General features: G+C 54.1%; 20 protein-coding genes. 8 read left to right on the forward strand and 12 right to left on the reverse strand.

Translation table 11 applies throughout. The features are described 5' to 3' along the window. Window positions 1-19 precede the first annotated feature (19 nt). From ABGB15_RS14155 to ABGB15_RS14170, 4 genes are all read left to right on the forward strand, one after another. The gene (locus ABGB15_RS14155; RefSeq protein ID WP_215723425.1) at window positions 20-919 is read left to right on the forward strand and encodes a glycyl-radical enzyme activating protein; all 900 of its coding nucleotides are present in this window, start codon (window positions 20-22) and stop codon (window positions 917-919) included. A 4-nt stretch (window positions 920-923) separates the two neighbouring features. Continuing rightward, entirely contained in the window at window positions 924-3,356 is a 2,433-nt protein-coding gene (locus ABGB15_RS14160) for a formate C-acetyltransferase/glycerol dehydratase family glycyl radical enzyme (protein WP_369064196.1), read from the forward strand. 218 nt (window positions 3,357-3,574) lie between these two features. Further along, the gene (locus ABGB15_RS14165) at window positions 3,575-4,390 is read left to right on the forward strand and encodes a Cof-type HAD-IIB family hydrolase (protein ID WP_152083986.1); all 816 of its coding nucleotides are present in this window, start codon (window positions 3,575-3,577) and stop codon (window positions 4,388-4,390) included. A 149-nt stretch (window positions 4,391-4,539) separates the two neighbouring features. Beyond that, window positions 4,540-5,796 carry a DUF1479 domain-containing protein gene (locus ABGB15_RS14170; protein WP_215723423.1) on the forward strand — a complete coding sequence of 419 codons (1,257 nt, stop codon included), beginning with the start codon at window positions 4,540-4,542 and terminating at the stop codon, window positions 5,794-5,796. Here ABGB15_RS14170 and ABGB15_RS14175 read toward each other — a convergent pair. Continuing rightward, on the reverse strand, window positions 5,793-6,866 hold the full coding sequence (locus ABGB15_RS14175) for a LacI family DNA-binding transcriptional regulator (RefSeq protein WP_215723422.1): 1,074 nt from the start codon (window positions 6,864-6,866) through the stop codon (window positions 5,793-5,795). The two genes, ABGB15_RS14170 and ABGB15_RS14175, sit on opposite strands and share 4 nt — an antisense overlap. A 285-nt stretch (window positions 6,867-7,151) precedes the next feature. Between ABGB15_RS14175 and ABGB15_RS14180 the strand changes: the two genes are divergently transcribed. Continuing rightward, window positions 7,152-8,453, forward strand: a complete 1,302-nt coding sequence (locus ABGB15_RS14180) for an MFS transporter (RefSeq protein ID WP_152083983.1) — start codon at window positions 7,152-7,154, stop codon at window positions 8,451-8,453. A gap of 17 nt (window positions 8,454-8,470) precedes the next feature. After that, entirely contained in the window at window positions 8,471-10,834 is a 2,364-nt protein-coding gene (locus tag ABGB15_RS14185) for a TIM-barrel domain-containing protein (protein WP_369064197.1), read from the forward strand. Window positions 10,835-10,918: 84 nt separating this feature from the next. On the opposite strand, the gene ABGB15_RS14190 is transcribed toward ABGB15_RS14185, so the two are convergent. Continuing rightward, on the reverse strand, window positions 10,919-12,514 hold the full coding sequence (locus ABGB15_RS14190; protein ID WP_215723420.1) for an ABC-F family ATPase: 1,596 nt from the start codon (window positions 12,512-12,514) through the stop codon (window positions 10,919-10,921). Between the two features lie 731 nt (window positions 12,515-13,245). Here ABGB15_RS14190 and ABGB15_RS14195 point away from each other — a divergent pair. Beyond that, complete coding sequence (locus ABGB15_RS14195) at window positions 13,246-14,151, forward strand: site-specific DNA-methyltransferase (RefSeq protein ID WP_152083980.1); 906 nt, start codon at window positions 13,246-13,248, stop codon at window positions 14,149-14,151. Here ABGB15_RS14195 and ABGB15_RS14200 read toward each other — a convergent pair. After that, a complete protein-coding gene (locus ABGB15_RS14200; RefSeq protein WP_215723419.1) occupies window positions 14,140-15,246 on the reverse strand; it encodes a HindIII family type II restriction endonuclease in 1,107 nt (368 codons plus the stop codon). The two genes, ABGB15_RS14195 and ABGB15_RS14200, sit on opposite strands and share 12 nt — an antisense overlap. 41 nt (window positions 15,247-15,287) lie before the next feature. Then, window positions 15,288-15,581 carry a helix-turn-helix domain-containing protein gene (locus tag ABGB15_RS14205; RefSeq protein WP_215723418.1) on the reverse strand — a complete coding sequence of 98 codons (294 nt, stop codon included), beginning with the start codon at window positions 15,579-15,581 and terminating at the stop codon, window positions 15,288-15,290. A 572-nt stretch (window positions 15,582-16,153) separates the two neighbouring features. On the opposite strand from ABGB15_RS14205, the gene ldtB reads away from it, so the two are divergent. Further along, window positions 16,154-17,074: a L,D-transpeptidase gene (gene ldtB / locus ABGB15_RS14210; protein ID WP_152083977.1), complete on the forward strand. Its 921-nt coding sequence runs from the start codon at window positions 16,154-16,156 to the stop codon at window positions 17,072-17,074. 42 nt (window positions 17,075-17,116) lie between these two features. Here ldtB and ABGB15_RS14215 read toward each other — a convergent pair whose 3' ends face one another. The 8 genes from ABGB15_RS14215 to ABGB15_RS14250 all read right to left on the reverse strand — a co-directional run bounded on the left by ABGB15_RS14215 (window position 17,117) and on the right by ABGB15_RS14250 (window position 25,974). After that, the gene (locus ABGB15_RS14215; RefSeq protein ID WP_152083976.1) at window positions 17,117-17,833 is read right to left on the reverse strand and encodes a GntR family transcriptional regulator; all 717 of its coding nucleotides are present in this window, start codon (window positions 17,831-17,833) and stop codon (window positions 17,117-17,119) included. Window positions 17,834-17,849: 16 nt separating this feature from the next. Then, window positions 17,850-19,172, reverse strand: a complete 1,323-nt coding sequence (locus tag ABGB15_RS14220; RefSeq protein WP_215723417.1) for a PTS sugar transporter subunit IIC — start codon at window positions 19,170-19,172, stop codon at window positions 17,850-17,852. Window positions 19,173-19,223: 51 nt separating this feature from the next. Then, a complete protein-coding gene (locus tag ABGB15_RS14225) occupies window positions 19,224-20,600 on the reverse strand; it encodes a glycoside hydrolase family 1 protein (protein ID WP_215723416.1) in 1,377 nt (458 codons plus the stop codon). 158 nt (window positions 20,601-20,758) lie between these two features. Continuing rightward, window positions 20,759-21,256 (reverse strand): YbjP/YqhG family protein, encoded by a 498-nt coding sequence (locus ABGB15_RS14230; RefSeq protein WP_215723415.1) that lies wholly within the window; start codon window positions 21,254-21,256, stop codon window positions 20,759-20,761. Continuing rightward, window positions 21,256-21,624: an NlpC/P60 family protein gene (locus tag ABGB15_RS14235; RefSeq protein ID WP_215723414.1), complete on the reverse strand. Its 369-nt coding sequence runs from the start codon at window positions 21,622-21,624 to the stop codon at window positions 21,256-21,258. Before ABGB15_RS14235 ends, ABGB15_RS14230 begins: the two co-directional genes overlap by 1 nt. 164 nt (window positions 21,625-21,788) lie before the next feature. Further along, on the reverse strand, window positions 21,789-23,312 hold the full coding sequence (locus ABGB15_RS14240) for an efflux transporter outer membrane subunit (RefSeq protein WP_215723413.1): 1,524 nt from the start codon (window positions 23,310-23,312) through the stop codon (window positions 21,789-21,791). Continuing rightward, window positions 23,312-24,883 carry a DHA2 family efflux MFS transporter permease subunit gene (locus ABGB15_RS14245; protein WP_276853459.1) on the reverse strand — a complete coding sequence of 524 codons (1,572 nt, stop codon included), beginning with the start codon at window positions 24,881-24,883 and terminating at the stop codon, window positions 23,312-23,314. Before ABGB15_RS14245 ends, ABGB15_RS14240 begins: the two co-directional genes overlap by 1 nt. Further along, window positions 24,880-25,974, reverse strand: a complete 1,095-nt coding sequence (locus ABGB15_RS14250) for an HlyD family secretion protein (protein WP_152083970.1) — start codon at window positions 25,972-25,974, stop codon at window positions 24,880-24,882. The genes ABGB15_RS14245 and ABGB15_RS14250 overlap by 4 nt, the downstream gene beginning before the upstream one ends. Window positions 25,975-26,006 lie beyond the last annotated feature (32 nt).

Here is a 26,006-nt window from a genome sequence, read left to right on the forward strand (position 1 = left end):
GCAACCTGAGAGCGAAAAAATGATCTTCAATATTCAGCGTTATTCCACCCACGATGGCCCCGGTATTCGTACCGTGGTGTTCCTGAAAGGCTGCTCGCTGGGCTGTCGCTGGTGTCAGAACCCGGAGAGCCGCTCCCGCACGCGGGATGTGCTGTTCGACGCACGTCTTTGCCTGGAAGGTTGCGATCTGTGCCAGCACGCGGCACCGGACATTATCGAGCGTGCGCTGAACGGGCTGGTCATCCACCGCGAAAAACTGAGCGAAGAGACGCTCGACGCCCTGGCAAACTGCTGCCCGACGCAGGCGCTCACCGTATGTGGTGAAGAACAACAGCTCGCCGATATTATGGCAACGGTTTTACGCGATAAACCTTTTTATGACCGCAGTGGCGGCGGCATTACGCTTTCCGGCGGTGAACCCTTTATGAACCCGGTGCTGGCACACGATCTGTTTAAGGCCAGCCATGAGCAAGGCATTCATACCGCCGTTGAAACCTGTCTTCACGTACCGTGGCACTATATCGAACCCTCATTACCGTACATCGATCTGTTCCTGGCCGATTTGAAGCACGTCGATGGCGAAGTGTTTAAACAGTGGACGGACGGTTCGGCAAAACGTGTGCTGGATAATCTGAAACGCCTGGCGGCTGCCGGAAAACAGATCACCATCCGTGTGCCGCTGATTCAGGGCTTTAACGCCGATGAAGCGTCCATTACCGCCATTACCAATTTCGCTGCCGATGAACTCAACGTTCACGATATTCATTTTCTGCCGTATCACACGCTGGGCATGAACAAGTACACCCTGCTCGGCCAACCTTACTCTGCCCCTGACAAACCGCTGGATAACCCTGCGCTGCTGGACTTCGCGCAGCAATATGCCTGCCAGAAAGGGTTAACCGCGACCTTACGAGGATAAACTTATGACGACCCTGAATCTCAACACCCTCAGCGAGCGCATTAAAGCGCACAAAATGGCTCTGGTGCACATTGTTAAGCCGCCGGTCTGTACTGAACGCGCGCAGCACTACACCGAAATGTACCAGCAGCACATGGACAAACCGATCCCGGTACGCCGCGCGCTGGCGCTGGCGCATCACCTGGCTGAGCGTACCATCTGGATCAAACACGATGAGCTGATCATCGGTAACCAGGCAAGCGAAGTGCGCGCCGCACCGATCTTCCCGGAATACACCGTCTCCTGGATTGAGAAAGAGATCGACGATCTGGCGGACCGTCCGGGTGCAGGCTTTGCGGTAAGCGAAGAGAACAAGCGCGTTCTGCATACGATCTGCCCATGGTGGCGCGGCCAGACGGTGCAGGAACGCTGCTACGGGATGTTCACCGACGAGCAAAAAGGTCTGCTGGAAACCGGCATTATCAAAGCCGAAGGCAACATGACCTCCGGCGATGCGCACCTGGCGGTAAACTTCCCGCTGGTACTGGAGAAAGGCCTCGACGGCCTGCGTGACAAAGTGGCTGAACGTCGCTCACGCATCAACCTGACCGTGCTGGAAGACCTGCACGGCGACCAGTTCCTGAAGGCGATTGATATTGTGCTGGAAGCCGTCAGCCTGCACATTGAACGCTTCGCTGCACTGGCCCGCGAAATGGCGTCTGCGGAAACCCGCGAAAGCCGCCGCGACGAACTGCTGGCGATGGCGGAAAACTGCGACGTGATTGCCCACGAACCGCCAAAAACCTTCTGGCAGGCGCTGCAGCTGTGCTACTTCATCCAGCTCATTCTGCAGATTGAGTCCAACGGCCACTCCGTGTCGTTTGCCCGTATGGACCAGTATCTCTATCCGTTCTACCGCCGCGACGTAGAGCTGAACCAGAGCCTCGATCGCGAGCACGCCATTGAACTGCTGCACAGCTGCTGGCTGAAGCTGCTGGAGGTGAACAAGATCCGCTCCGGCTCGCACTCCAAAGCCTCCGCCGGTAGCCCGCTGTATCAGAACGTCACCATCGGCGGTCAGAAGCTGGTCAACGGTGAGCCGATGGATGCGGTCAACCCGCTCTCCTACGCGATTCTGGAATCCTGCGGTCGCCTGCGCTCCACTCAGCCGAACCTGAGCGTGCGTTACCACGCGGGCATGAGCAACGACTTCCTCGACGCCTGCGTGCAGGTGATCCGCTGCGGCTTCGGGATGCCCGCGTTTAACAACGACGAAATCGTTATTCCTGAATTCATCAAACTGGGCGTGGAGAAAGACGACGCTTACGATTACGCGGCCATCGGCTGTATTGAAACCGCCGTGGGCGGCAAGTGGGGCTATCGCTGCACCGGCATGAGCTTCATTAACTTTGCCCGCGTGATGCTCGCCGCACTGGAAGGCGGCCGCGATGCCACCAGCGGTAAAGTGTTCCTGCCGCAGGAGAAAGCGCTTTCTGCCGGTAACTTCGACAACTTCGATGAAGTGATGGCGGCGTGGGATAGCCAGATCCGCTACTACACCCGCAAATCTATCGAGATTGAGTACGTAGTGGACACCATGCTGGAAGAGAACGTGCACGATATTCTCTGCTCGGCGCTGGTGGACGACTGCATCGAACGCGCGAAAAGCATCAAGCAAGGCGGCGCGAAGTATGACTGGGTCTCCGGCCTGCAGGTGGGGATCGCCAACCTCGGCAACAGCCTGGCGGCAGTGAAAAAGCTGGTGTTCGAACAGGGGACGATCGGTCAGCAGCAGCTGGCCGCCGCGCTGGCGGATGACTTCGACGGGCTGACCCACGAGCAGCTGCGTCAGCGACTCATCAACGGCGCACCGAAGTACGGCAACGACGATGACAGCGTGGATATGCTGCTGACCCGCGCTTATGAAACGTATATCGAGGAGCTGAAACAGTACCATAACCCGCGTTACGGCCGTGGCCCGATTGGCGGTAACTACTACGCCGGAACGTCATCCATCTCTGCAAACGTACCGTTTGGCGCGGCGACAATGGCCACGCCGGACGGACGTAAAGCGCACACCCCGCTGGCAGAAGGGGCAAGCCCGGCCTCCGGTACGGACCACCTCGGCCCGACGGCGGTGATTGGCTCCGTGGGTAAACTGCCAACCGAAGCGATCCTCGGTGGCGTGCTGTTAAACCAGAAGCTGAACCCGTCGACGCTGGAAAACGACAGCGACCGCCAGAAGCTGATGGTGCTGCTGCGTACCTTCTTCGAGGTGCATAAAGGCTGGCACATTCAGTACAACATCGTCTCGCGCGAAACGCTGCTGGAAGCGAAGAAACATCCTGACCAGTATCGTGACCTGGTGGTGCGCGTGGCAGGTTACTCGGCGTTCTTTACCGCCCTGTCGCCGGATGCGCAGGACGATATTATTGCCCGTACTGAGCATACGCTCTAACGGCGTATCCCCTCTCCCTTGAGGGAGAGGGTTAGGGTGAGGGGGAAAGGCATACGCTGATGCCCTCACCCCGGCCCTCTCCCACAGGGAGAGGGAGAAAACACTAAAAACGGCAACCTGGTTGCCGTTTTGCTTTTACTTTCGAATGAAATTAAATTTGTGCTCCCCGTCACCTTGTTATTAGAATGTTTCAAAACGCAGTGACCCAGGAGCACAGTATGACCGTTAAAGTTATCGTCACCGATATGGACGGAACTTTTCTTGATGATGCCAAGCAGTACGATCGAGACCGCTTTCAGGCACAGTTTGAACAGCTTAAAGCCCGCAACATTGAATTCGTTGTCGCCAGTGGCAACCAGTATTACCAGCTCATCTCCTTTTTCCCGGAGCTGAAAGAGCAGATCTCCTTCGTGGCGGAAAACGGCGCGCTGGTCTTCGATCACGGCGAACAGATTTTCCACGGCGAGTTGACGCGTCATGAGTCGCAAATCGTCATTGGCGAGCTGCTGAAAGACAAAGGCCTTAATTTCGTAGCCTGCGGGCTGGAGAGCGCCTACGTCAGCGACCAGGCCCCGGAGCAGTTCGTGGCGTTGATGTCGAAGCACTATCACCGCTTAAAGCGCATCAGTGATTACCGGGAAATTGACGACGTGCTGTTCAAGTTCTCCCTGAACCTGCCGGACAGCGATATCCCGAATCTTATCGACAAACTGCACGTCTCGCTGGACGGCATCATGAAGCCCGTCACCAGCGGCTTCGGCTTTGTCGATTTGATCATCCCCGGCCTGCACAAAGCTAACGGTATCAGCAGGCTGCTGAAGCGGTGGAAAATCTCCCCGCAGGAGTGCGTCGGCATTGGCGACAGCGGCAACGACGCCGAGATGCTGAAGCTGGTGAAATACTCCTTCGCGATGGGCAACGCGGCAGAGAGCATTAAAGAGATTAGCCGCTACAGCACCGACGACAACAATCATCAGGGCGCGCTGAACGTCATTCAGGCCGTGCTCGACGCTCACTCTCCCTTCGACGCGTAATCCCCTTCCTGCCGGAGTACCGCTCCGGCATTTTACTCTTTCTTCATCCTGTGGCGCACTTCAAGGTTTTAAACTTGCATTAACTTATTTTTAACTTAAAGTATCACTTGTAGATACTTTTACTTTCGAATGAAAGATGCGAGGCAGTTATGACCTTTACCAGTGAAACCTTGCCAGCGGATCACAAAGCGGCAATCCGTCAGTTGAAACGGGAACTACGCGCGCAGATTGGTGACGTGCAGGCGGTATTCAATAAGCTCAGCGATAACATCGCCACCCGCGTGGCGGAAATCAACGCCCTGAAAAATAAGGGTGAATCTGTCTGGCCGGTGATTCCCTTTGCAGATGTGAAAAACGGCACGATCACAAACGCACAGCGCGAGGCGGTAAAACGTCGTGGCTGCGCAGTGATTAAAGGGCACTTCCCGCGGGAGCAGGCGCTGGCGTGGGATCAGTCGATGCTCGACTACCTCGATCTCAACCAGTTTGACGAGGTGTACAAAGGACCGGGCGATAACTTCTTCGGCACCTTAACCGCCTCCCGCCCGGAGATTTACCCCATCTACTGGTCGCAGGCGCAGATGCAGGCGCGCCAGAGTGAAGAGATGGCGCAGGTGCAGTCGTTCCTGAACCGTTTATGGACATTCGAGAGCAACGGAAAACAGTGGTTCGACCCGGACGTGAGCGTGATTTACCCGGATCGCATCCGCCGCCGTCCACCGGGAACCACCTCGAAAGGACTCGGCGCGCATACCGATTCAGGCGCGCTGGAGCGCTGGCTGCTGCCCGCTTATCAGCAGGTATTTGCCCGCGTGTTTGACGGCAACGTAGAGAAGTACGATCCGTGGAACGCCGCGCACCGTACCGAAGTGGAAGAGTATACCGTGGATAACACCACCAAATGCTCCGTGTTCCGTACCTTCCAGGGCTGGACGGCGCTGTCGGACATGATCCCCGGCCAGGGCCTGCTGCACGTGGTGCCGATCCCGGAAGCGATGGCGTACATTCTGCTGCGTCCACTGCTGGACGACGTGCCGGAAGACGAGCTGTGCGGCGTGGCACCGGGGCGCGTGCTGCCGATTTCCGAAAAATGGCATCCGCTGTTAATTGAAGCGTTAACCAGCATTCCGGCGCTGGAGGCAGGCGATTCGGTGTGGTGGCACTGCGATGTGATCCACTCCGTCGCGCCGGTTGAAAATCAGCAGGGCTGGGGCAACGTGATGTACATCCCTGCCGCGCCAATGTGCGAGAAAAACCTCGCCTACGCGAAAAAGGTCAAGGAAGCGCTGGAAACCGGTGCATCACCGGGAGATTTCCCGCGTGAAGACTACGAAAAAAGCTGGCAGGACCGCTTTACCGTGAACGACCTGAACATCCACGGCAAGCGCGCGCTGGGCATGGTTTAACTGTCGTATAACCCTTCCCGCTCCACGGCGGTGCGTCGTTTCCCCTGACGTATCCGCCGGACTGATTCCCGTATGCTCAGCGTGCCATTAAGCAGCAGGGTCCCTACTGGTGCATCCGGGCGCATCAGTCGCTGCTGGAGCATATGCACGGCTTCGGTGCCCAGTTCATCACGCGGAACGTGCACCGCCGTTAACGGTACATCCTGGATCGCCGCGAGATTAAAGCCGTCAATGCTCATCACCGACACGTCCTGCGGCACACGCAGGCCATACTTTTGCAGGGCGCTAATCGCCCCTGCCGCCATAAAATCGCCCCCGACCAAAAATGCCGTAGGCAAATCCTTCCCCTGACGCTGTTTAAGCCATTCGCTGACCGCTTGCTCTGTCTCTTTCGCACTGAAACTTGGCACCACCAGCAGATCGCGTTTGTCGTTGAACTTCAGATTGTGGGATTGCCATGCATCGCGAACACCCGACAGGCGCAGGTCCATCGTGTAACGCCGCAGGCAAAGCACATTCATCACCTCGCGGTGCCCCATTTCGAACAGGTATTCCGCCGCCCGTTCACCAATGGCGCGGTGATCCGGTGCCACCGCAGGCAGGCGCATATGTCGGTCACGGCAGTTAATCAGCATGCAGGGTTTACCCACATCCACCGCCAGATCGTGGATATGCGGATCGTCGATACCCAGCAAAATTGCGGCCTGAGTGTCTGGCTCGTTCATTCGCGCGAGAAACAGTTGCGCGTCGCTGTCGTTCTCTTCCAGCGCACAATAGCGTAATCGCACCTCATGCGACGCCAGCCCTTTGCTCACGCTCTGGATCACTCGGTAGTAAAAGATGTCGGACCGCTCATCAAACGCCCGCTGCGGCGCAAATACCACCAGGCCATTGAGCAGCAGGCGTCCCGCAGCCAGACCATCCATCACGCCCAGCGACCGCGCGCACTCCAGCACTTTAATGCGCGCTTTTTCGCTGGTATTAGCCTTCCCCGCCAGTACGCGAGAAACGGTACTGATAGACAACTGCGTGCGGCTGGCGATTTCGGCGATTTTTAGCCTTTTGTCCATTTTGTGATCTGGCTCCGGTTACGAAATGAAAAAATTTTCATGACGTGATCATCAGGAAATAACTGACATGAAAGCCATCATGCCAAATGGCGGCCGTTCATTATGAGAAACTTTGCACAAAATCCACTATTGCCCGCTCATTTTCTCCCTTAAGGTGAACTTGTCACACAACTTCCATACTAGTTGTATATCAACTTGGTCCATTAAAACAGATAACTATCAATGTATTAAAAATCTGTGTGACATCTGAATCCATCCCCTACCGTCCGTCTTGTGGAGAGTAAAATGAGTCAGGACATCAATAATACCGTTGCGGCAAGCAAGCCTCGCCGCGTCATCAAAAATCTGCGCTGGTATGTGCTGGTGCTGTTTTTACTTGGCGTAACTGTTAACTACATCACCCGAAACTCACTGGGTATTCTTGCGCCGGAGCTGAAAGAGAGCCTCGGGATCACCACCGAGCAATACTCCTGGATCGTTGGCGCATTTCAGATTGCCTATACCATTTTCCAGCCTCTGTGCGGATGGCTGATCGACGTCATTGGCCTGAAGATTGGCTTTATGGTTTGCGCCGGGATCTGGGCGCTGATGTGTATCTTCCACGCGGGGGCCGGAAGCTGGCTGCACCTGGCGATCCTGCGCTTCTTTATGGGTGCCTCTGAAGCCGCCGCAACCCCGGCGAACGCCAAAACCATTGGTGAATGGTTCCCGAAATCGGAGCGTCCTGTTGCCGCAGGTTGGGCGGGCGTAGGCTTCTCCATCGGTGCAATGCTGGCCCCGCCTATCATCTACTTTGCTCACGCCTCGTTTGGCTGGCAGGGTGCGTTTATGTTTACCGGCGTGCTAGCGCTGGTGTGGGTGGTCCTGTGGTGGGCGTTCTATCACAACCCGGAACAGCACCCGAACCTGAGCAAAGACGAGCTGGCGTTTATCAAGCAGGACAACGAACCTGCCCCGGTCAAACTGCCCTTCCTCACCGCGCTGAAAACCGTCTCGAAGAACAAACGCTTTTACGGTATCGCCATCCCGGCCTTTATGGCGGAACCGGCCTGGGCGGTGCTGAGCTTCTGGGTGCCACTGTACCTTGCCAAAGAGCACGGCATGGACCTGAAGCAGATTGCGATGTTTGCCTGGCTGCCCTTCCTCGCTGCTGACCTCGGCAGCGTGGCGAGCGGCTACCTCACCCGTCTGTATACCCGCTGGTTCGGCTGTACCCGCGTCAATTCCGTGGTGGCAAGCTCCGTGACCGGTGCGTTTCTGATGATCTCACTGGCCGTGGTAGCAGTGACTCGCGACCCGTATATCACCATCGTGCTGATCTCCATCGGCGGTTTCGGGCACCAGATCATCTCCTGCATGTTGAGCGCCCTGGTCGTGGAATCGTTTGATAAAGGCCAGATGGCGACCGTCAACGGCATGCGCGGCTCGGCGGCGTGGATCGCCAGCTTCCTGTTCTCTCTGTTAATCGGTGTAACCGCCGACAAAATCGGCTTCAACCCGCTCTTTATTGCCATGGGTTTCTTTGACCTGATTGGCGCTGTCTTCCTGGTAGCCTTTATTGCTGAACGTCGCGCCAGGCACAACTGATAGTGGATGTATTGCATATGAAAACCCTGAAAAACTGGACCAGTGATACACAGTCGGCAAACCATCTGGAACTGCTGGTGGATAACCAGCACCGCCTGTGCCTGTATGTGCTGGAAGAGAACCTGTTCCGCGTGCTGATTAAACGCAAAGGCGAGCTGGCGCTGGACCGCACCTGGAGCATCGCCCCGGAGCAAGACGTACCGTGGGAAGGCCGTCATCGTGATGACGTGAGCGGCTTCTCCTGCCCCGCCTGGACGCTGACGCAGCAGGACGATGTGCTGACAGTGGCAACCGAACAGCTGCGCGTGACCGTCCACCAGCCGCTGTGGCTGGAGTGGCACTACCGTAATGACGCGGGCGAGTGGCAGCCGCTGGTGAATGACCGTCCGACCAGCGCGTACCTGCTGAACGCCCACGGCGACGGCGTGGCGCACTATCTGAGCCGTCGTAAGGACGAGCGTTTTTACGGCCTGGGTGAAAAAGCGGGCGATCTGCAGCGCAACGGTAAACGCTACGAGATGCGTAACCTCGATGCGATGGGCTATAACGCAGTGAGCACCGATCCGCTGTATAAGCACATTCCGTTCACTATCGCCCGTCGCGACGACGTGAGCTACGGCCTGTTTTACGACAACCTGAGCAGTTGCTGGCTGGATCTGGGTAACGAAATCGACAACTACCACACCGCCTATCGCCGCTGGCAGGCGGAAGCGGGCGATATCGATTACTACATCTTTACCGGCAAGCGCGTGCTGGACGTCACCAAAGCCTTTGTGCGCCTGACCGGGAAGACGCTGTTCGGGCCGAAATGGAGCCTGGGCTACAGCGGCTCGACTATGCACTACACCGATGCGCCGGACGCCCAGAATCAGCTGATGAACTTCATCCGCCTGTGCGAAGAGCACGCCATTCCGTGCGACTCGTTCCAGCTCTCGTCGGGCTATACCTCCATTAACGGCAAGCGCTACGTCTTTAACTGGAACTACGACAAAGTGCCGCAGCCGAAGGTGATGAGCGCGGCATTCCACGACGCGGGGCTGCGGCTTGCAGCAAACATCAAGCCGTGCCTGCTGCAGGATCACCCGCGCTATAACGAAGTGGCGGAAAGCGGCCTGTTTATTCGTGATTCAGAAACCGATGCTCCAGAACGTTCCAGCTTCTGGGATGACGAAGGATCACACCTCGACTTTACCAACCCGCAGACGGTGCAATGGTGGCAGAATGGCGTGACCACGCAACTGCTGGAGATGGGGATCGACTCCACCTGGAACGACAACAACGAGTACGAAGTGTGGGACGGTGAGGCGCGCTGCTTTGGCTTCGGCAAGGAGATCGCCATCAAGCACATTCGCCCGGTGATGCCACTGTTGATGATGCGCGCCTCGCTGGAAGCGCAGCAGCGCTTTGCGCCGGAAAAACGTCCGTACCTGATCTCCCGCTCCGGCTGTGCCGGGATGCAGCGCTACGTGCAGACCTGGAGCGGCGATAACCGCACCAACTGGGACACCCTGCGCTATAACATCCGCATGGGGCTGGGCATGAGCCTGTCCGGGCTGTTCAACGTCGGTCACGATGTCGGCGGTTTCTCTGGCGATAAGCCGGACGCCGAGCTGTTTGTCCGCTGGGTACAGAACGGCGTGATGCACCCGCGCTTTACCATTCATTCATGGAATGATGATCACACGGTGAACGAGCCGTGGATGTATCCGGGCGTAACACCAGCGATTCGTAGCGCCATTGAACTGCGCTACCGTCTGCTGCCGTACCTCTATACCCTGCTCTGGCAGGCGCACGCCGACGATGAGCCGATGTTGCGCCCGACCTTCCTCGACCACGAGCATGATGCGCAGACCTTTGAAGAGTGCGACGACTTCCTGCTGGGCCGTGACCTGCTGGTCGCCAGCGTGGTCGAAGCCGGGCAGCGCGAGCGCCGCGTCTGGCTGCCGGAGAACGACACCGGCTGGTACGATTTTTACACCCACGAATGGTACTCAGGCGGGCAGTGGATCGTCCTCAACGCGCCGCTCGAAAAACTGCCGCTGCTGGTGCGCGCCGGTGCCGGTCTACCGCTTAGCGAACGCATCACCCACGTGAGCGCCGGGAAAGACGATACCCGCGAGCTGAAGCTCTTCCCGGTGAAAGGCGTCGGCACCACCTCTGGCCTGCTGTTTGAAGACGATGGCGAAAGCTGGGGCTACCAGAACGGTAATGCGCTGTGGGTGGAGTGGGAAATGGTGTGCGACGGGGCAACCATCAACCTGAAGGTTAACGCGCGCGGCGATTATCGTCCGGCGTGGAAAGCGCTGAAGGTGTCGTTACCGGTGGGGGAAAAACGTACGCTGCGGGTGAATGGGGTTGAAGGGGGCGAGTGGGTGCTCTGAACAATGCCGGGTGGCGGCTTCGCCTTACCCGGCCTACAAACTGACCCGTAGGCCCGGTAAGCGTAGCGCCACCGGGCAAGGTTTTTAGCCGTCGATGCCTTTACTGCGCAGGTAATCTTCGTAGTTACCGGTGAAGTCCACCACGCGCTCTGGCGTAATTTCGATCACGCGGGTCGCCAGCGAGCTAACGAACTCACGATCGTGAGAGACGAAGATCAGCGTACCCTGATACATCTCCAGCGCCATGTTCAGCGATTCGATAGATTCCATATCCAGGTGGTTGGTGGGTTCGTCCATCACCAGGATGTTTGGTTTTTCCATCATCAGCTTACCGAACAGCATACGGCCCTTCTCACCGCCGGAAAGCACTTTGGCAGGCTTTTTGATGTCGTCCTGGCTGAACAGCAGACGTCCCAGAATACTGCGCACCGCCTGCTCATCGTCACCTTCCTGCTTCCACTGGCTCATCCAGTCAAAGACGGTCAGATCGTTTTCGAACTCATATTCATGATCCTGCGCATAGTAACCAACCTGCGCGTTTTCGGACCATTTCACCGTACCGTTATCCGGCTGCAGTTCACCTACCAGGGTTTTCAGCATGGTGGATTTACCCACGCCGTTGGCACCGAGGATGGCAATCTTCTCACCCACTTCCAGCAGCAGGTTGAAGTTTTTGAACAACGGACCGTCATCGAAGCCTTTGGTGAGGGCTTCCACTTCCAGCGCGTTACGGAACAGTTTCTTGTCCTGCTCGAAGCGGATGAACGGGTTCTGACGGCTGGAGGCTTTAACCTCTTCCAGCTTGATTTTGTCGATCTGGCGCGCACGTGAAGTCGCCTGGCGAGATTTCGACGCGTTGGCGCTGAAGCGGCTGACGAAGGATTGCAGGTCCGCAATCTGCGCTTTCTTCTTGGCGTTGTCCGCCAGCAGACGTTCACGCGCCTGGGTTGCCGCCGTCATGTATTCGTCGTAGTTGCCCGGATAAACGCGCAGCTCGCCGTAGTCCAGATCCGCCATGTGGGTACAAACCATGTTCAGGAAGTGACGGTCGTGCGAGATGATGATCATGGTGCTGTCGCGGTCGTTCAGCGTCTGCTCCAGCCAGCGGATAGTGTCGATGTCCAGGTTGTTCGTCGGTTCGTCGAGCAGCAGAATGTCCGGGTTGGAGAACAGGGCCTGCGCCAGCAGCACACGCAGCTTCCAGCCTGGCGCAACTTCGCTCATCGGGCCGTAGTGTTGTTCAACAGGAATACCGACACCCAGCAGCAGCTCACCCGCACGCGCTTCCGCAGAATAGCCGTCCATTTCGCCGTACTGTACTTCGAGGTCAGCCACTTTGTAGCCGTCTTCTTCGCTCATTTCCGCCAGCGCGTAGATGCGATCGCGCTCCTGCTTCACTTCCCACAGCTCCGCGTGTCCCATGATCACGGTGTCAAGCACGGTGAACTCTTCGAAGGCGAACTGATCCTGACGCAGCTTACCGATGCGCTCGTTAGGGTCGAGCGATACGTTGCCAAGCGTTGGCTCTAAGTCGCCGCCGAGGATCTTCATAAAGGTGGATTTGCCGCTACCGTTGGCACCAATCAGGCCGTAACGGTTGCCGCCGCCAAATTTGACGGAAATGTTTTCGAACAGCGGCTTACTGCCAAACTGCATAGTGACGTTGTTGCAAAGAAGCAAAATTGATACTCTCTTGTAAGTTACTGAGATGGTTATGAAACAAAAAATATAAGCATACTCTTACATAAGATTCTCATCAAAGAAGCAAGAACGAAGCGTTCCGGTAAGACGCCAAACAGAACTTGCTGAGCTGAACAGTATGCACATGCGAATACTTTGATTCTATCAGAGAAGAGCTTTCAAAACCTCGGAATCTCAGCATACAAAGAGGGAAACAGACCCTCACTCGCTGATACGCCCGAAGCAATCGAGCAAGGTCGGATCGCAAAAGCATCGACATGACTCTACAGATCGTTAAATCGATCCTGCAAAACAGTACCTCTATCGCTTCGCTGCTGACTAAACCAGGGGGACTGTCAACGACCGGGTAAGTGTTATCAGTTACCCTTGCCTGAAGAGAATTACGGAGAAAGATGGATCGGAACAGAGAAACATACGATATCGTTTATATCAAACAAAACGATATTTTTAGCTCATAAAAAATTTATACAATTTAATCATTTACAAGAGAACAAACATAAAATTCGGGTTCGACATTTATAAAATGTAATTAATATGAAAACTCCATATTATTAGAATACCAGAGGATGGCTATAAACTGGCAAAATATAATGACGAATATTATGAACTACCGGAGGCACCGTGAACATCAGCAAGCAGTTTTAATGAATTTTACTGTTACTCTGCCATGTGTTAATATACGCTCGTCATCTTTTTAAGGTTAAAATGAAATGCGCAAAGAGTTATTAATAAATGCAGACTCAATAAACGAGTTAAAAAAACTAGAAGCTAATAGTATAGACCTTATTCTGAGTGACATTCCTTATGGTATAGGTGCTGACGACTGGGATGTATTACATAAAAACACGAACACAGCATACTTAGGAAACAGTCCAGCCCAAAAACAAGCAGGAGCTGTTTTTAAACGCAGAGGAAAACCAATTAATGGATGGTCAGATGCTGATAGAAAAATTCCAGTTGAATACTACCAATGGTGTCAAACATGGGCATCTGAATGGTTAAGGGTTTTAAAACCTGGCGGTACAGCCTTTGTTTTTGCTGGCAGAAGATTTGCGCCAAGATGCATTGTCGCATTAGAGGATGCCGGCTTTAACTTCAGAGACATGTTATCCTGGATAAAACCTAAAGCTACTCATAGAGCGCAGCGATTAAGTATCGTTTATGAGCGTAGAGGGATGCAGGAAGAGTCCCTTCACTGGGATGGTTGGCGTATTGGTAACTTAAGACCTGTTTTTGAGCCAATCATATGGTGTTTCAAACCTTATAAACACACCATTGCTGACAACGTTCTTGAGCATAAACTGGGTGCATATAATCAATTTGCGTTCGAAGAAATGACTGGACATTTTAATAATGTACTTGAGATAGGGATGGCACCTAAAGAAGGTGGGCTTCATGATGCTCAGAAACCAGTAAAATTGTTAGAGACGTTAATTTCATTAGTTACTGTTCCTGGACAAGTTGTTTTAGATCCGTTTGCAGGTAGCGGCTCAACCGCAATAGCTGCAATGAATTTAAATCGAGATTTTATTATGATCGAAAAAGATTTAAATACTTTTTCGATCATGAATGAAAGACTTTCAAAGTCAAAACAGACTATATCTTTATTTGATTAGCTTCCTGAAAAAACTAATATTATCTCTTTGCCTTAAAAGATGTTGATTGCCTAGCTGATATTTTATATCAGCTAGCTGCCTTTTTGCCTCATCAGCAGAAAGAGACTCGGCCCATGTAAGAGCCCTCGCTTTTTCCTCTGCCAGGAAATTATTTAACGATAAAAGTGTTGATGTGGCTTTTTCGCTTGCTATTACGTCAGCAGTTTCTGAGAACTCAGACCATTTTAATTTTCCACAATTAAGCAAATGTTGTTCTAACTTATCAAAATATATTTTTCTTGATCCAACTTTATTAAATACTTCATTCGGGAAAATGTCTTTATGATTACGATAAAAGCCCAACAAATCATCTTTATTCATGCCTGCTAATAGCATAAAAGCCATATGCTCATAAAACAACATGATGATTGGAGAACTTTTATCTGTCAAATATAGATAAAAATCACTTCCGTTCTTCCAGTCATGTTGTGATGGAAATGCAACAAGCCCACCGATACGGTTATACCTGGATTGGTCATAATACGCCAACCATTTTGCGATATCTCCTTTTTTGAGTGCATCTTTTACATTTGGCGCAGCCTGGCTTCTTCCTAAACGGTAAGATTTAGCATCAGCAACAATAATATTGTTCCCATCCGAAATAGTAATATCTTCTTTACTTGATTTCTGAGTAGGCAATGATGAATAGATAAAACCCATTCGAATAGCCCACTCATTCACCATTGCTTCAACTAATTTAGAGTAAAGTGTTTCCTGGCTTGAGTCAGCTTTATATATTTCGGGTATATAACCAGTATGACACAGTAAAAATGAGAAATCTTTTAAAGATAACGATCTCAACTGGGCAGAAAATTTTGTCGCAATCACATTAGTATTAGGAGCGAAATCCCAATTTAAATGCTCCTTTTGAATATAATTTTGTATATATTCATAACTATTAAAACGATTACTATAACCTGCATAATAATCACTAAACCAATGAGCTATAGATTTATTTATATGACCGACCTGGCCTTTTTCTGATAGCGCCTCAAATTCCAAATCATCATCTTGAGCTAAAGGCGGGATCTTCACCATTTTTACTACTTTCATCATGATTCATTCCTGTGATTATTATAAATTAGAATTTTACTTATTCAGTCCTCGTCTTTATCAGAAAGTAGAAATGTCTTTCTTTCTGATTCACTTAATTCACTCCATTTTAAAATCATCTGTGCCAGATCGTCTTCCTGTGTATAAAAGTAGGAAACGGGAACTTGCAGCACCTTCGCTAATCTATTAGCCATTTCGTAATCAGGCGCGTGCTTTCCTCTCTCATATTGGTTCATTCTTGCACTGGCTGAAGCCTCATCAATGCCAGCAAGTATCCCCAGTTTTTCCTGGGAAAGCCCTGCCCTAAGACGTGCTTCTTTCAGCCTTTTTATAAGCATAAAAACCTCAGCCCAATTCTTTCACTAAGATTTTCTTAGTTTATAGATACAATTTCACTAAGGATTACTTAGCAAAGGCACGATGATGCAAGATCATCATTTAAGGCTAACAATATAATTATCAATAGATTAGCAAATATATCCTTTACTTAAAGGATATTTAAAACCGCATCTGGCTCCTGCTAAACCGATTGTAAGTGCCCATGATAAACTCTCTACCGTTCCCATCACACTTCAGCGCTCATGCGGAGAATGAACTCACATGCATATGCGCCTGGCTACGAGCCAGTGCTCCAATTTTGCTTATGTGTCAAAAATCGAGGAGAGTGTGACGTTGCTGATAACTAACACGGAGATGGCAGTGAAAAGTGCGATAAACACAGCCTTATGCCACAATTCCGAATTGAGATCCCGTGTTGCGACTATCCACTAAACTTTAACAAATTCGAAAAAAATGTGATTTCGTACACATCTGAATTCCCTGTTAGCGGGAATGCACATATAATGCGCTCCCATCACAGATTCAGACTTATTCAACCAATCGCCAGAGTGGCTCAGATACCTCGCACAACATGAACATGAAATTAACAACGCTTTTTGCGGCGGCGTTAGCCGTAGTAGGTTTTTGTAAGACCGCGTCTGCGGTGACGTATCCCCTGCCGACAGACGGTAGCCGTCTGGTGGGTCAAAACCAGGTGGTGATTGTGCCGGAAGGCAACTCTCAGCCGCTGGAATACTTCGCTGCACAGTACCAGCTCGGTCTGTCTAACATGCTGGAAGCCAACCCAGGCGTTGACCCGTATCTGCCAAAAGCCGGTACGGTGCTGAACATTCCTCAGCAGTTGATCCTGCCGGACACCGTACATGAAGGTATCGTGATCAACAGCGCGGAAATGCGTCTGTACTACTACCCGAAAGGCACCAACACCGTGATCGTGCTGCCAATCGGTATCGGCCAGCTGGGCAAAGACACCCCGCTGAACTGGACGACCAAAGTGGAGCGTAAGAAAGCGGGCCCAACCTGGACCCCAACGGCTAAAATGCACGCAGAATACATCGCGGCAGGTGAACCGCTGCCGGCCGTTGTGCCTGCAGGCCCGGATAACCCAATGGGTCTGTACGCGCTGTACATTGGTCGTCTGTATGCCATCCACGGCACTAACGCTAACTTCGGTATCGGCCTGCGCGTCAGCCACGGTTGTGTGCGTCTGCGTAACGACGACATCAAGTTCCTGTTCGAAAACGTGCCGGTCGGCACCCGCGTCCAGTTCATTAACGAACCGGTTAAAGCGACCTCCGAACCGGACGGTAGCCGTTACATCGAAGTACACAACCCGCTGTCCACCAGCGAAGACCAGATTAACAACAACGAAATCGTACCGATTAATCTGACCAGTGCGGTACAGACCGTCACCTCTCAGCCGGATGTCGAAACGGCCGTGGTTGATCAGGCGATTCAGAACCGTTCCGGTATGCCGGTGCGTTTGAATTAATCGCGAAACATTAAAAAAGCGGGCTTCGATGCCCGCTTTTTTTTATCCGTTATTCACTATCACGATCCCGCCGTGGTCGTACCGATAGTGGCAGTGGGCATACTCCAGCGGAGTACCATCTTCAAGGTAGATCACCTGCTCCACCTCCAGCACCGGATCGCTTTGCTCGCAAATCAGGTGCTGCATATCCAGCGCATTCGGCTTTAACGCGCGCACTACGCGATAAGAGCCCATAATTTTCAACCCCAGCGTCTCCTGAACGTACTGAAATACCGAGCCTTCAAGGTGGCTTTTATTCAGACCAGGCACCAGGTTGAGCGGCATCACCGTGGAATCCAGCGACATCGGCTCGCCGTTTAGCAGGCGCAGACGAATGAAATCATAGATCGGTGTATCCGCATTTATCATCAGCGAGGCCTGCTCTTTCTCGTTCGGGAAGCGCAGCTCGAAATGGACCACCTGGCTGCTTACCGTCCCCAGATGTTCCCAGGTTTTCGTCGCGCCAAAATAGTCGCTGCCGGAGAGATCCCACTGCGACAATTGCAGGAAGTTTTTTCGAATAAAGGTTCCCTGCCCCTGACGGGTATAAACCAGCCCTTCAACGATCAGCTGGCGCATCGCTTGCTGAATGGTCATCCGGCTGGTACTGAACTCCGCCGCCAGCGCAAACTGGTCCGGCAGCGGTTCATTGGCGGCATATTGCTGGCTGATAATGCGTTTTTTAATTTCCCGCGCTATGGTGATGTACTTCGCCGCCATCGTCCTTCCCTTCTGATTAGTTTGCTGTCCCGCTATTTTTCAATGCCACTCTCTCGGCTATTTTGAGGAAAGGCAGGTAGAAGAATACACCAAATGTAATGATTGCCAACTGCACCACCACTGCCCGCCAGTCCCCCGCCGTCGCCAGCCAGGCGCTCAGAACGGGCGGTGTGGTCCATGGGATCATCACCACACAGCGCGACATCAACCCCAGCGTGGTGCAGAGCCAGGCAAAATAGATACCGATGGCAGGCAACAGCACAAACGGGATCATTAGCGGCAGGTTAAAGACAATCGGCAGGCCGAAAATCACCGGCTCGTTAATGTTAAACAGACCCGGTGCCAGCGATAAACGCGCCACCTGCTTCGCCGATTGTTGCCGCGAGAAGATAAAAATGGCAATCAGCAGCGAGATAGTACTGCCGGTGCCGCCCACCATACCAAACGTCGGCACAAAGATATTATTAATGATATGCGGAATCGGCTGACCGTTGGCGAAGGCCAGCATATTTTCGTTAGTGTTAATCAGCAGGAACGGCTCCAGAACCACGCTGTTAACCACCGACTGATGAATACCGAGCGTGAACAGGAAGTTACCAAAGCTGTAAATGAAAATCGTCCCCGGCAGGCTGGTATTAATCAGCCGCAGCGGTTGTTGAATAAACGTGGTGATCAGATGGATTAAATCCGTATGCAACACATTTGCCAGCACTGCCGCCAGCACCGCAAACAAAGAAAGCGTGAGAATGGTCGGGATCAGCGCGGTAAAGGATTTGCTTACCGCCGGAGGCACATTTTCCCCCAGTGAGATGTGCAGCGCCCTGAGCCGCGAAATGGCGATAAACAGCTCTGTTGAAAGTAACCCAATCAGCACCCCGGCGAAAATGCCGGTGGAGCCGATATTGGCGAATGTCAGCACTTGCGTAACGTTGACCGCCGCATCGCTGCCGACGGGCGTCAACTGCAGGCGCATCGGCATCATGATAATAAAGCTACTGACGGCGATAACCACTGCCGAGACCGGATTGTCGAAATCTTTGTTACGCGCCAGAGACCAGGCAATCATCGGGGCCAGCAGCAGCGCGGCGATGTTCAGCGTGCCGTTGATAATCGCCTCGCCCCACACCTTAAACTGCGTGAGCGTGTCGCCTTCAAAGATCCACGGAAACACCACGTTGTTCACCAGCACCGCTAATCCGGCGAGGATGAAAATCGGCATCACCGTGGCGAAGGCATCGCGTAAGGACCGAAGATGCACCTGGTTTGCCAGGCGCGCCGAGAACTCTACAAATCTGTCGACAAAGGACTGCATATGCGGTGTTATTTTTGTATCAGACATAGCGGATGTTTCCCATCAATCAGTCACAAAAACGGCCCGGCAGCGTACGGCTTACATCTCGCGTCCGTTGGTATGAATAACCTGTTTCAACCAGGCGTAGCTTTTCTTCGGCACACGCTTTAAGTCTTTCAGGTCATGGTTTTCACGGTTGACATAGACCACACCGTAGCGCTTGCGCATGTCACCCTGCGAGCTGAGAATGTCGATTAAGCCCCAGCCGAGATAGCCAATGACCTCTGCGCCGTCCTCGAACATCGCCGCTTTCATGGCGTCGATATGCGCCCGGTGATAGTCGATTCGGTAGGTGTCTTCAATCGGGTTCACGCCGTCCCAGGACTCAATGACCCCGATACCGTTTTCAATCGGGAACACCGGCATGCGCCAGTCGTTGGCGTAGCGGGTGATGATGGTGCGAAAGCCCAGCGGATCGATCTGCCAGTTCCACTCGGTCGCTTTCAGGTACGGGTTGTTCTTCTCGCCGTGCAGCAGGTAATAATTGACCGGGGTGCCTTCCGGAATAGCATCACTGTCCAGCGTTTTACTGGCGTAGTAGCTGAAGGCCATGAAGTCATTTTTGGTGCGCGCCAGTAGCGCTAAATCCCCGGCACGATAGATATCGCCAAAACCTTCCTGCTCAACCACCGCCATCACTGCCGGGCTGTAACCCTGGCCGGCAAAGACGCGCAGCAGGTTCTGGTTGAGGAATTCGTCATACTGCTGGGCGCAAAAGATATCGCGCGGTTTGCAGGTGGCCGGGTAGATCAGCTGGTGCGCCAGCATACCGCCCATCAGTTGGCCCGGTTTGGTCTGGTGCAGATACTCGGTCAGCGCCATATGCGCCACCATCGCATGGTGCTGCAGCTCGTACAGCTCGCGCAGGGTTTTCTCCCCTTTCATATAACCGGAAATACGAAACGCTTCCGGCATATGGAAGATGTTCTGCTCGTTGAAGGTCAGCCAGTACTTCACACGGTCGCCGAAGCAGTCAATCATCTTTTTGCCGTAGCGGATAAAGGCGTCCATTACCCGGCGATCGTTAAACCCGTTGTACTCCTGCGCCAGCGCCAGCGGCATATCAAAGTGATAGAGACAGATCATCGGCTCGATGCCGCGGGCAATGAGATCGTCGATAAAGCGGTCATAAAACGCGATGCCTTCGTCGTTGAACTCGCCGTCGCCCTGCGGGCAGACGCGGCTCCATGAGATCTGGAAGCGGTAGCAGTTCATGCCCAGATCCTGCATCAGGTCGAAATCTTCCCGATAACGGTGGTAGGAATCGGTCGCTACTTTCCAGTCGGAGATGTTTTCTCCGGCTTCACGAATGTCGTACACCGACATGCCTTTCCCGCCCTCATTCCATGCCCCTTCCGTCTGCATGCTGGACACCGAGTTGCCCCATAAAAAATTGGCTGGCAGCGAATTGTTCATGCTCTCTCCCTATATGACTAGTCATTTAAAAACTTATGACTAGTCATATAGGCGAAGATGAAATGATGATCAAAGGGGAGGATCGTTTTTTGTGAAGTTGATGGAATTAAAAAGCCTCGACAGGCATCGAGGCTTATTGAAAGTTTAATGGTTAATGTTTAAAGCCCGCTTTCTGCTGCAACTCTTGCCTGAGTAATTGCTCCGGCATTGAATATGGGGTGCTCATAGTTGTCGGTTACATCGCGAACTCTGTATATCTTCCATGCACCAGCCTCACGACGAACGAATACCTGCAACTCTACTTTTCCACCGTTTTCTCTCCCAATCCAGACTGGCATAACCTCCCCCCCCATAAACGATTTGGCTGGCCCGACATTTAACGCCGAAACCCAGGAGGGATCATAGTCCTGCGCATAAGCGAAGTAATCAGATCCAAGCAGGTCTTGTTCGGGTATCGACTCTATATCATCCAGTCTCTTAATCGTGTCAGCAGAGACATATTCGCGCAGATCAGACGGCGAATATTCATTGTCGCTGCTTGTAAGAGACATCAGATATGTGGAGTAAAAAGAATGCACTCGCGTCGGCGCGCTCTGATCCGGCTTAACTGAGCAAGCTGAGAGCAAGCATGCGCATAACACTATTGCGGCTCGCATCAATTCATCCTGTATATTTTGAAAATCGGTTGAGCCGCGCGATACCCTGGACCAGGGTACATACTGCGCTGTCTGAAATCGGAGATCCATTGCGTCCCATCATATATTGTCATATGCCCACTGGAGTTTCCTCCCGGATAGGGTTGGATCACTGCGACATCACCGCTCAATAATGTTGAACCCGGCGGGATTTCACGAAATCCCGCACGCAGTAATGCTGGCCCGTAATCTTTTGCGTTTAGCGTTCTCTCCAGCCGAATACCGCCTGCCGCTATAGCCTCTCTGGTAAAAGTCGCACATTCGTTATGCGAGCGACCAAGAGCGTGTGACCGGAGGTGTGAAACGGCAACTTCTTTATTCCAACTCATTCTTAGTTCCCTTAAGTAAGTAAAAACGGAATTATTGTGGCAGTCATTAACCTAATGTTGGCTAAAAAATGCTTAAATTTGTCCGGTCAAAATATTGTTTTCGCGACCAATAAAAAGGCCGGATTCGCTGCGCGGATCCGGCCAGAGTCATCGCCGTTAACAGATTATCCGCGCGGGGCGTCGCCAAAGACCTTGTAATCCGGTAATTGCACCTGCTGATACGGCTCCCAGCCGCCGCCGAGCGCTTTATAGAGCGCCACCAGGTCAAGCGCACTTTGTACCTGCGCCTGCGCACGCTGCTGCTCGGCCTGCGCCAGCTGGCGTTGGGCGTCCAGCACGTCAATAAAGCTGGCGATCCCCTGCCGGTAGCTGTCGCTCGCCAGATCAAACGCGTTTTGCAGCGCATCGATGGTTTTCGCGAGCCCCGCTTCACGCTGCTGATCGGTACGATAGCTGACCAGCGCGTTCTCGACATCTCCGAGCGCGGTGAGCACCGTCTGGCGATAGTCCAGCACCGCCGCTCCCTGCTGGGCACGGGCCACCTTCACGCTGGAGACCAGCCGCCCGCCCTGGAAGATGGGGATGGAGACCTGCGGACCGAAGCTGTAAAAGTGGCTGCTCCAGTCGGTCAGCCAGTTGCTTTCGCTGTTACGCAGACCAAACTGCCCGGAAAGGGTAAAACTCGGGAACAGCTCTGCCACCGAAACGCCGATCTGCGCCGTCGCGGCATGAAGATTCGCCTCCGCTTCGCGCACGTCCGGGCGACGGCGCGCCAGGGTTGACGGAATACCCGTTTGCACGATATCCGGCAGCGCGGGCATCGGCTGCACAGACTGAAGTTCACCATCCAGCGCCCCCGGCGGCTTGCCGAGCAGGATCGCCAGCCCGTTCATCGCCTGCCGCTCCTGTGCCTGATACTGCGGCAGCTGCGCTTCAAGATTCCCCAGTTGCGCCCGCGCATTTTCCACATCCATCTGCGGCGACAGCCCGCCGCGCTGGCGGCTTTCGGTGAGATCCAGCGTCTGCTGCGCGCTTTCAATCTGGGTATTCAGGGTCGCGATAATGCTCTGGGCCCCCCGTAGCTGGAGCCACGCCCGCGCCACTTCGGCTTCCAGCGATACCAGCGCGTCGTTACGCTGCTCTATCGCCGCTTTCTGCTGCGCTTCGGCGGCTTCCACCTGACGGCGCACCTTGCCCCACAGGTCGATTTCCCATTGCGCATCGAAGCTGCCCTGATAAAGGTTAATCGGCTGCGTCAGCGGGCCTAGCGCGCCCCGCAGTTCAGGATCGACATTATCCAGTTGGTCATACACGCCGTGGGATTTCAGCTCCCCTTTCAGCCCAAGCTGCTGGCGCGTTGCCTGCAGATTGCCGTTCACCGACGGGAAAAACGCCCCGCCCGCCTGGTTAATCTGCTCACGCGCGCCGGCAATGCGCAGCACCGTTTGCTGCAGGGATAAATTTCCGGCGATGGCGCGTTCAACCAGGCTGTCGAGCTGCGGAGAGCCGAAGGTTTTCCACCAGCGCGGGTTGGTCGCGGCGGAGGTAGTTTGCGATTTCACCTCGCTGTCGGCCTTGTCGTTCCAGTGCGTGACGGCAGGTGGCGCAGGCTGCTGATAGTCCGGGCCAACGGCGCAGCCCGCCAGCAGCAGCATTATCATCAGAGGGTGTAAACGTCTGTGTATCATCAGTGTGCTCCTGCACTCCCCTCGCTCTTAACCGGCGAGAGCAACAAACAAAACGGAATCAGTAAAAAGGCCACCGCGCTCAGGAGGGTGAAGACGTCGATGTAGGCCAGGAAGCGCGACTGCTCGATCATGGTCTGGTACATGCGCCCGGTGGCGATGCCCGTCGGGTCGCCTACTTGCGTAGTGAAGTTCTGGATTGCCTGGGCGCTTTCGCGTATCGCCTGCTGGAACTGTTCGTTAAACGGCGAAGCGTGATACGCCAGATGCGCGCTGTGCGCCTGAGAGCGCTCGGTGATCGCGGCCGTCGAGAGCGAAATGCCAATCGACCCGGCCACGTTACGGAACATGGTGAACAGCGCCGCCGCATCGGCATTCAGCCGTCTCGGTATCGAGATAAAGGCAATGGTAGTCAACGGCACAAACAGGAACCCCAGTCCAATCGACTGCGCGCTGCGGAACAGCACCAGGGTTTCGAAATCGATATCCGGCGTCAGCGTGCGTGACCAGAAGAACGACACTGCCAGACAGGTAAAGCCAAAGGCAATAATCCAGCGCGTCTGCACCACCGGCATCAGCTTCAGCACCAGCGGGATGGTGAGCACAATCAGCACCGCACCGGGCGACAGCACCAGCCCGGACCAGGTCGCCGTATAACCTAAATCCTGCTGCGCCAGCTGTGGGATGACCACCGAGCTGCCGTAGAGGATCATCGCCATCCCCGCCATCAGCAGGCTGGAGATCGCAAAGTTACGATCCTTCATACAGTGGAGATCAACCACCGGCTTTTTGGCATACATTAGCCAGTAGATCGCGCCGATAATGCCGATAAGCGTCAGCACCGCAAAGGTGCGGATAAAGTTCGAGTAGAACCAGTCGTCATCTTCACCGCGATCGAGCATTACCTGCAGACAGCCAAGACCAAGGGCGATCAGGCCGATCCCCGTCCAGTCGATGGTGAGCTTCTCTTTCGCTTTGCTCTCCCACGGCGGATCTTCCAGCAGTTGATAGATCGCCAGCACCGTCACAATCCCGACGGGAATATTGATGAAGAACACCCAGCGCCAGGAGTAGTTGTCGGTGATCCAGCCGCCCAGCGTCGGGCCCAGCACCGGCGCAACGATAATGGCGATAGACGAAAGACCAAAGGCTTTGCCTCTGTCCTCCGGCTTGAAGTAGTCGAGCAACACCGACTGCTGTGTCGGCTGCAACCCGCCGCCGAAAAAGCCCTGCATCACGCGGAACAGGATGATTTGCCAAAGCTCGGTGGCAATGCCGCACAGGAACGAGCAGACGGTGAACATCACGATGCAGATTAAGAAGAACTGCTTGCGGCCAAACACCCGGCTCAGGAACGCTGAGATAGGCAATACAATGCCGTTCGCCACCAGGTAGCTGGTTAACACCCAGGTGGATTCGTCATAGCTGGAAGAGAGCGACCCCGCCACGTGCGGCAGCGCCACGTTGACGATGGTGGTGTCCAGGATCTCCATAAACACCGCCAGCGTGACCACAATCGCCACCGCCCACGGGTTGCTGGCGGGCTTCCAGTTATCGTGGCTGTGGTCCGTCATTCCACGGTTACCTTCGGTTCAACCGACAGCCCCAGCGGCAGCGGCTTGTTCGGATCGAGCCCCTTATCAATCACGATCTTCACCGGTACGCGCTGGACGATTTTAACAAAGTTACCGGTGGCGTTTTCCGACGGGAAGGCGGAGAAGCGCGAGCCGCTGCCCTGCTGGATGCTATCGACATGCCCTTCAAGTTCCATATCCGGCCAGGCATCCACGGAGACGCTTACCTTATCGCCCGGCTTCATGCGCTCCAGCTGCGACTCTTTAAAGTTCGCGACGACCCACACGTTCGGAGAAACCAGCGAGAACAGCGCCGTGCCCGCCTGTACCAGCGTGCCAGGCTGCACGTTACGTTTGGTGACAAAGCCGTCAAACGGGGCGCGGACTTCGGTGTAAGAAAGGTTCAGGTTCGCCGTTTCCAGCTGCGCTTTGGCCTGATCAACCTGCCGCTGGCGGGCTTCAACGTTGGTCTCCTGCTGGCGGATCTGCAGTTGAACCTGCTCCGCCACTTCCAGTTGCGCCTGCGCACTGGCAAGACCCGCCTGGGCGCTACGCAGTTGAGCGTTAGCCGCATCAATGCTTTGCTGGGTGGTCGCGCGCGGGTCGACGCCGCGCTGACGGCGATACTCCGCCTGCGCGTTCGCCATATCCGCCTGGGCTTTCAGCACCTGCGCTTTGGCCTCGTCACGCTGGGCGGGATATTGCACTTTCGAGAGCGCCAGCTGCGCCTGCGCCTGGTGCAGTTGAGCGATAGCCAGCCCAAGCTGAGCCTGAGCCTGATCGCGCTGCGCTGTGGTATCGCGAGGATCGATAACCACCAGCAGATCGCCTTTTTTTACGCGCTGGTTATCACGCACCCGAAGCTCGGTAACATAGCCCGCGGTTTTAGGGGCAATCGTCACCACATCGCCGTCGGTAAAGGCGTCGTCGGTGGTCTCTTCGTTACGGGTTAAGAACCACCAGACCAGCGCCACAATCACCATCACCACCACGACAATGCCGAGGATGATTAACGGTTTTTTGCCCGGACGCTTACGTTCGTTATTGTTGTTTTCCTGCTCGTCAGCAGGGGAGTTTTGATCTTCTGCCATAGGTCAGCAACGGTCCTGTCAGTGAGCGGCAT

It is taken from the genome of Enterobacter sp. MALB-1, from assembly GCF_041021625.1.
GTDB classification, from domain to species: domain Bacteria; phylum Pseudomonadota; class Gammaproteobacteria; order Enterobacterales; family Enterobacteriaceae; genus Enterobacter; species Enterobacter oligotrophicus.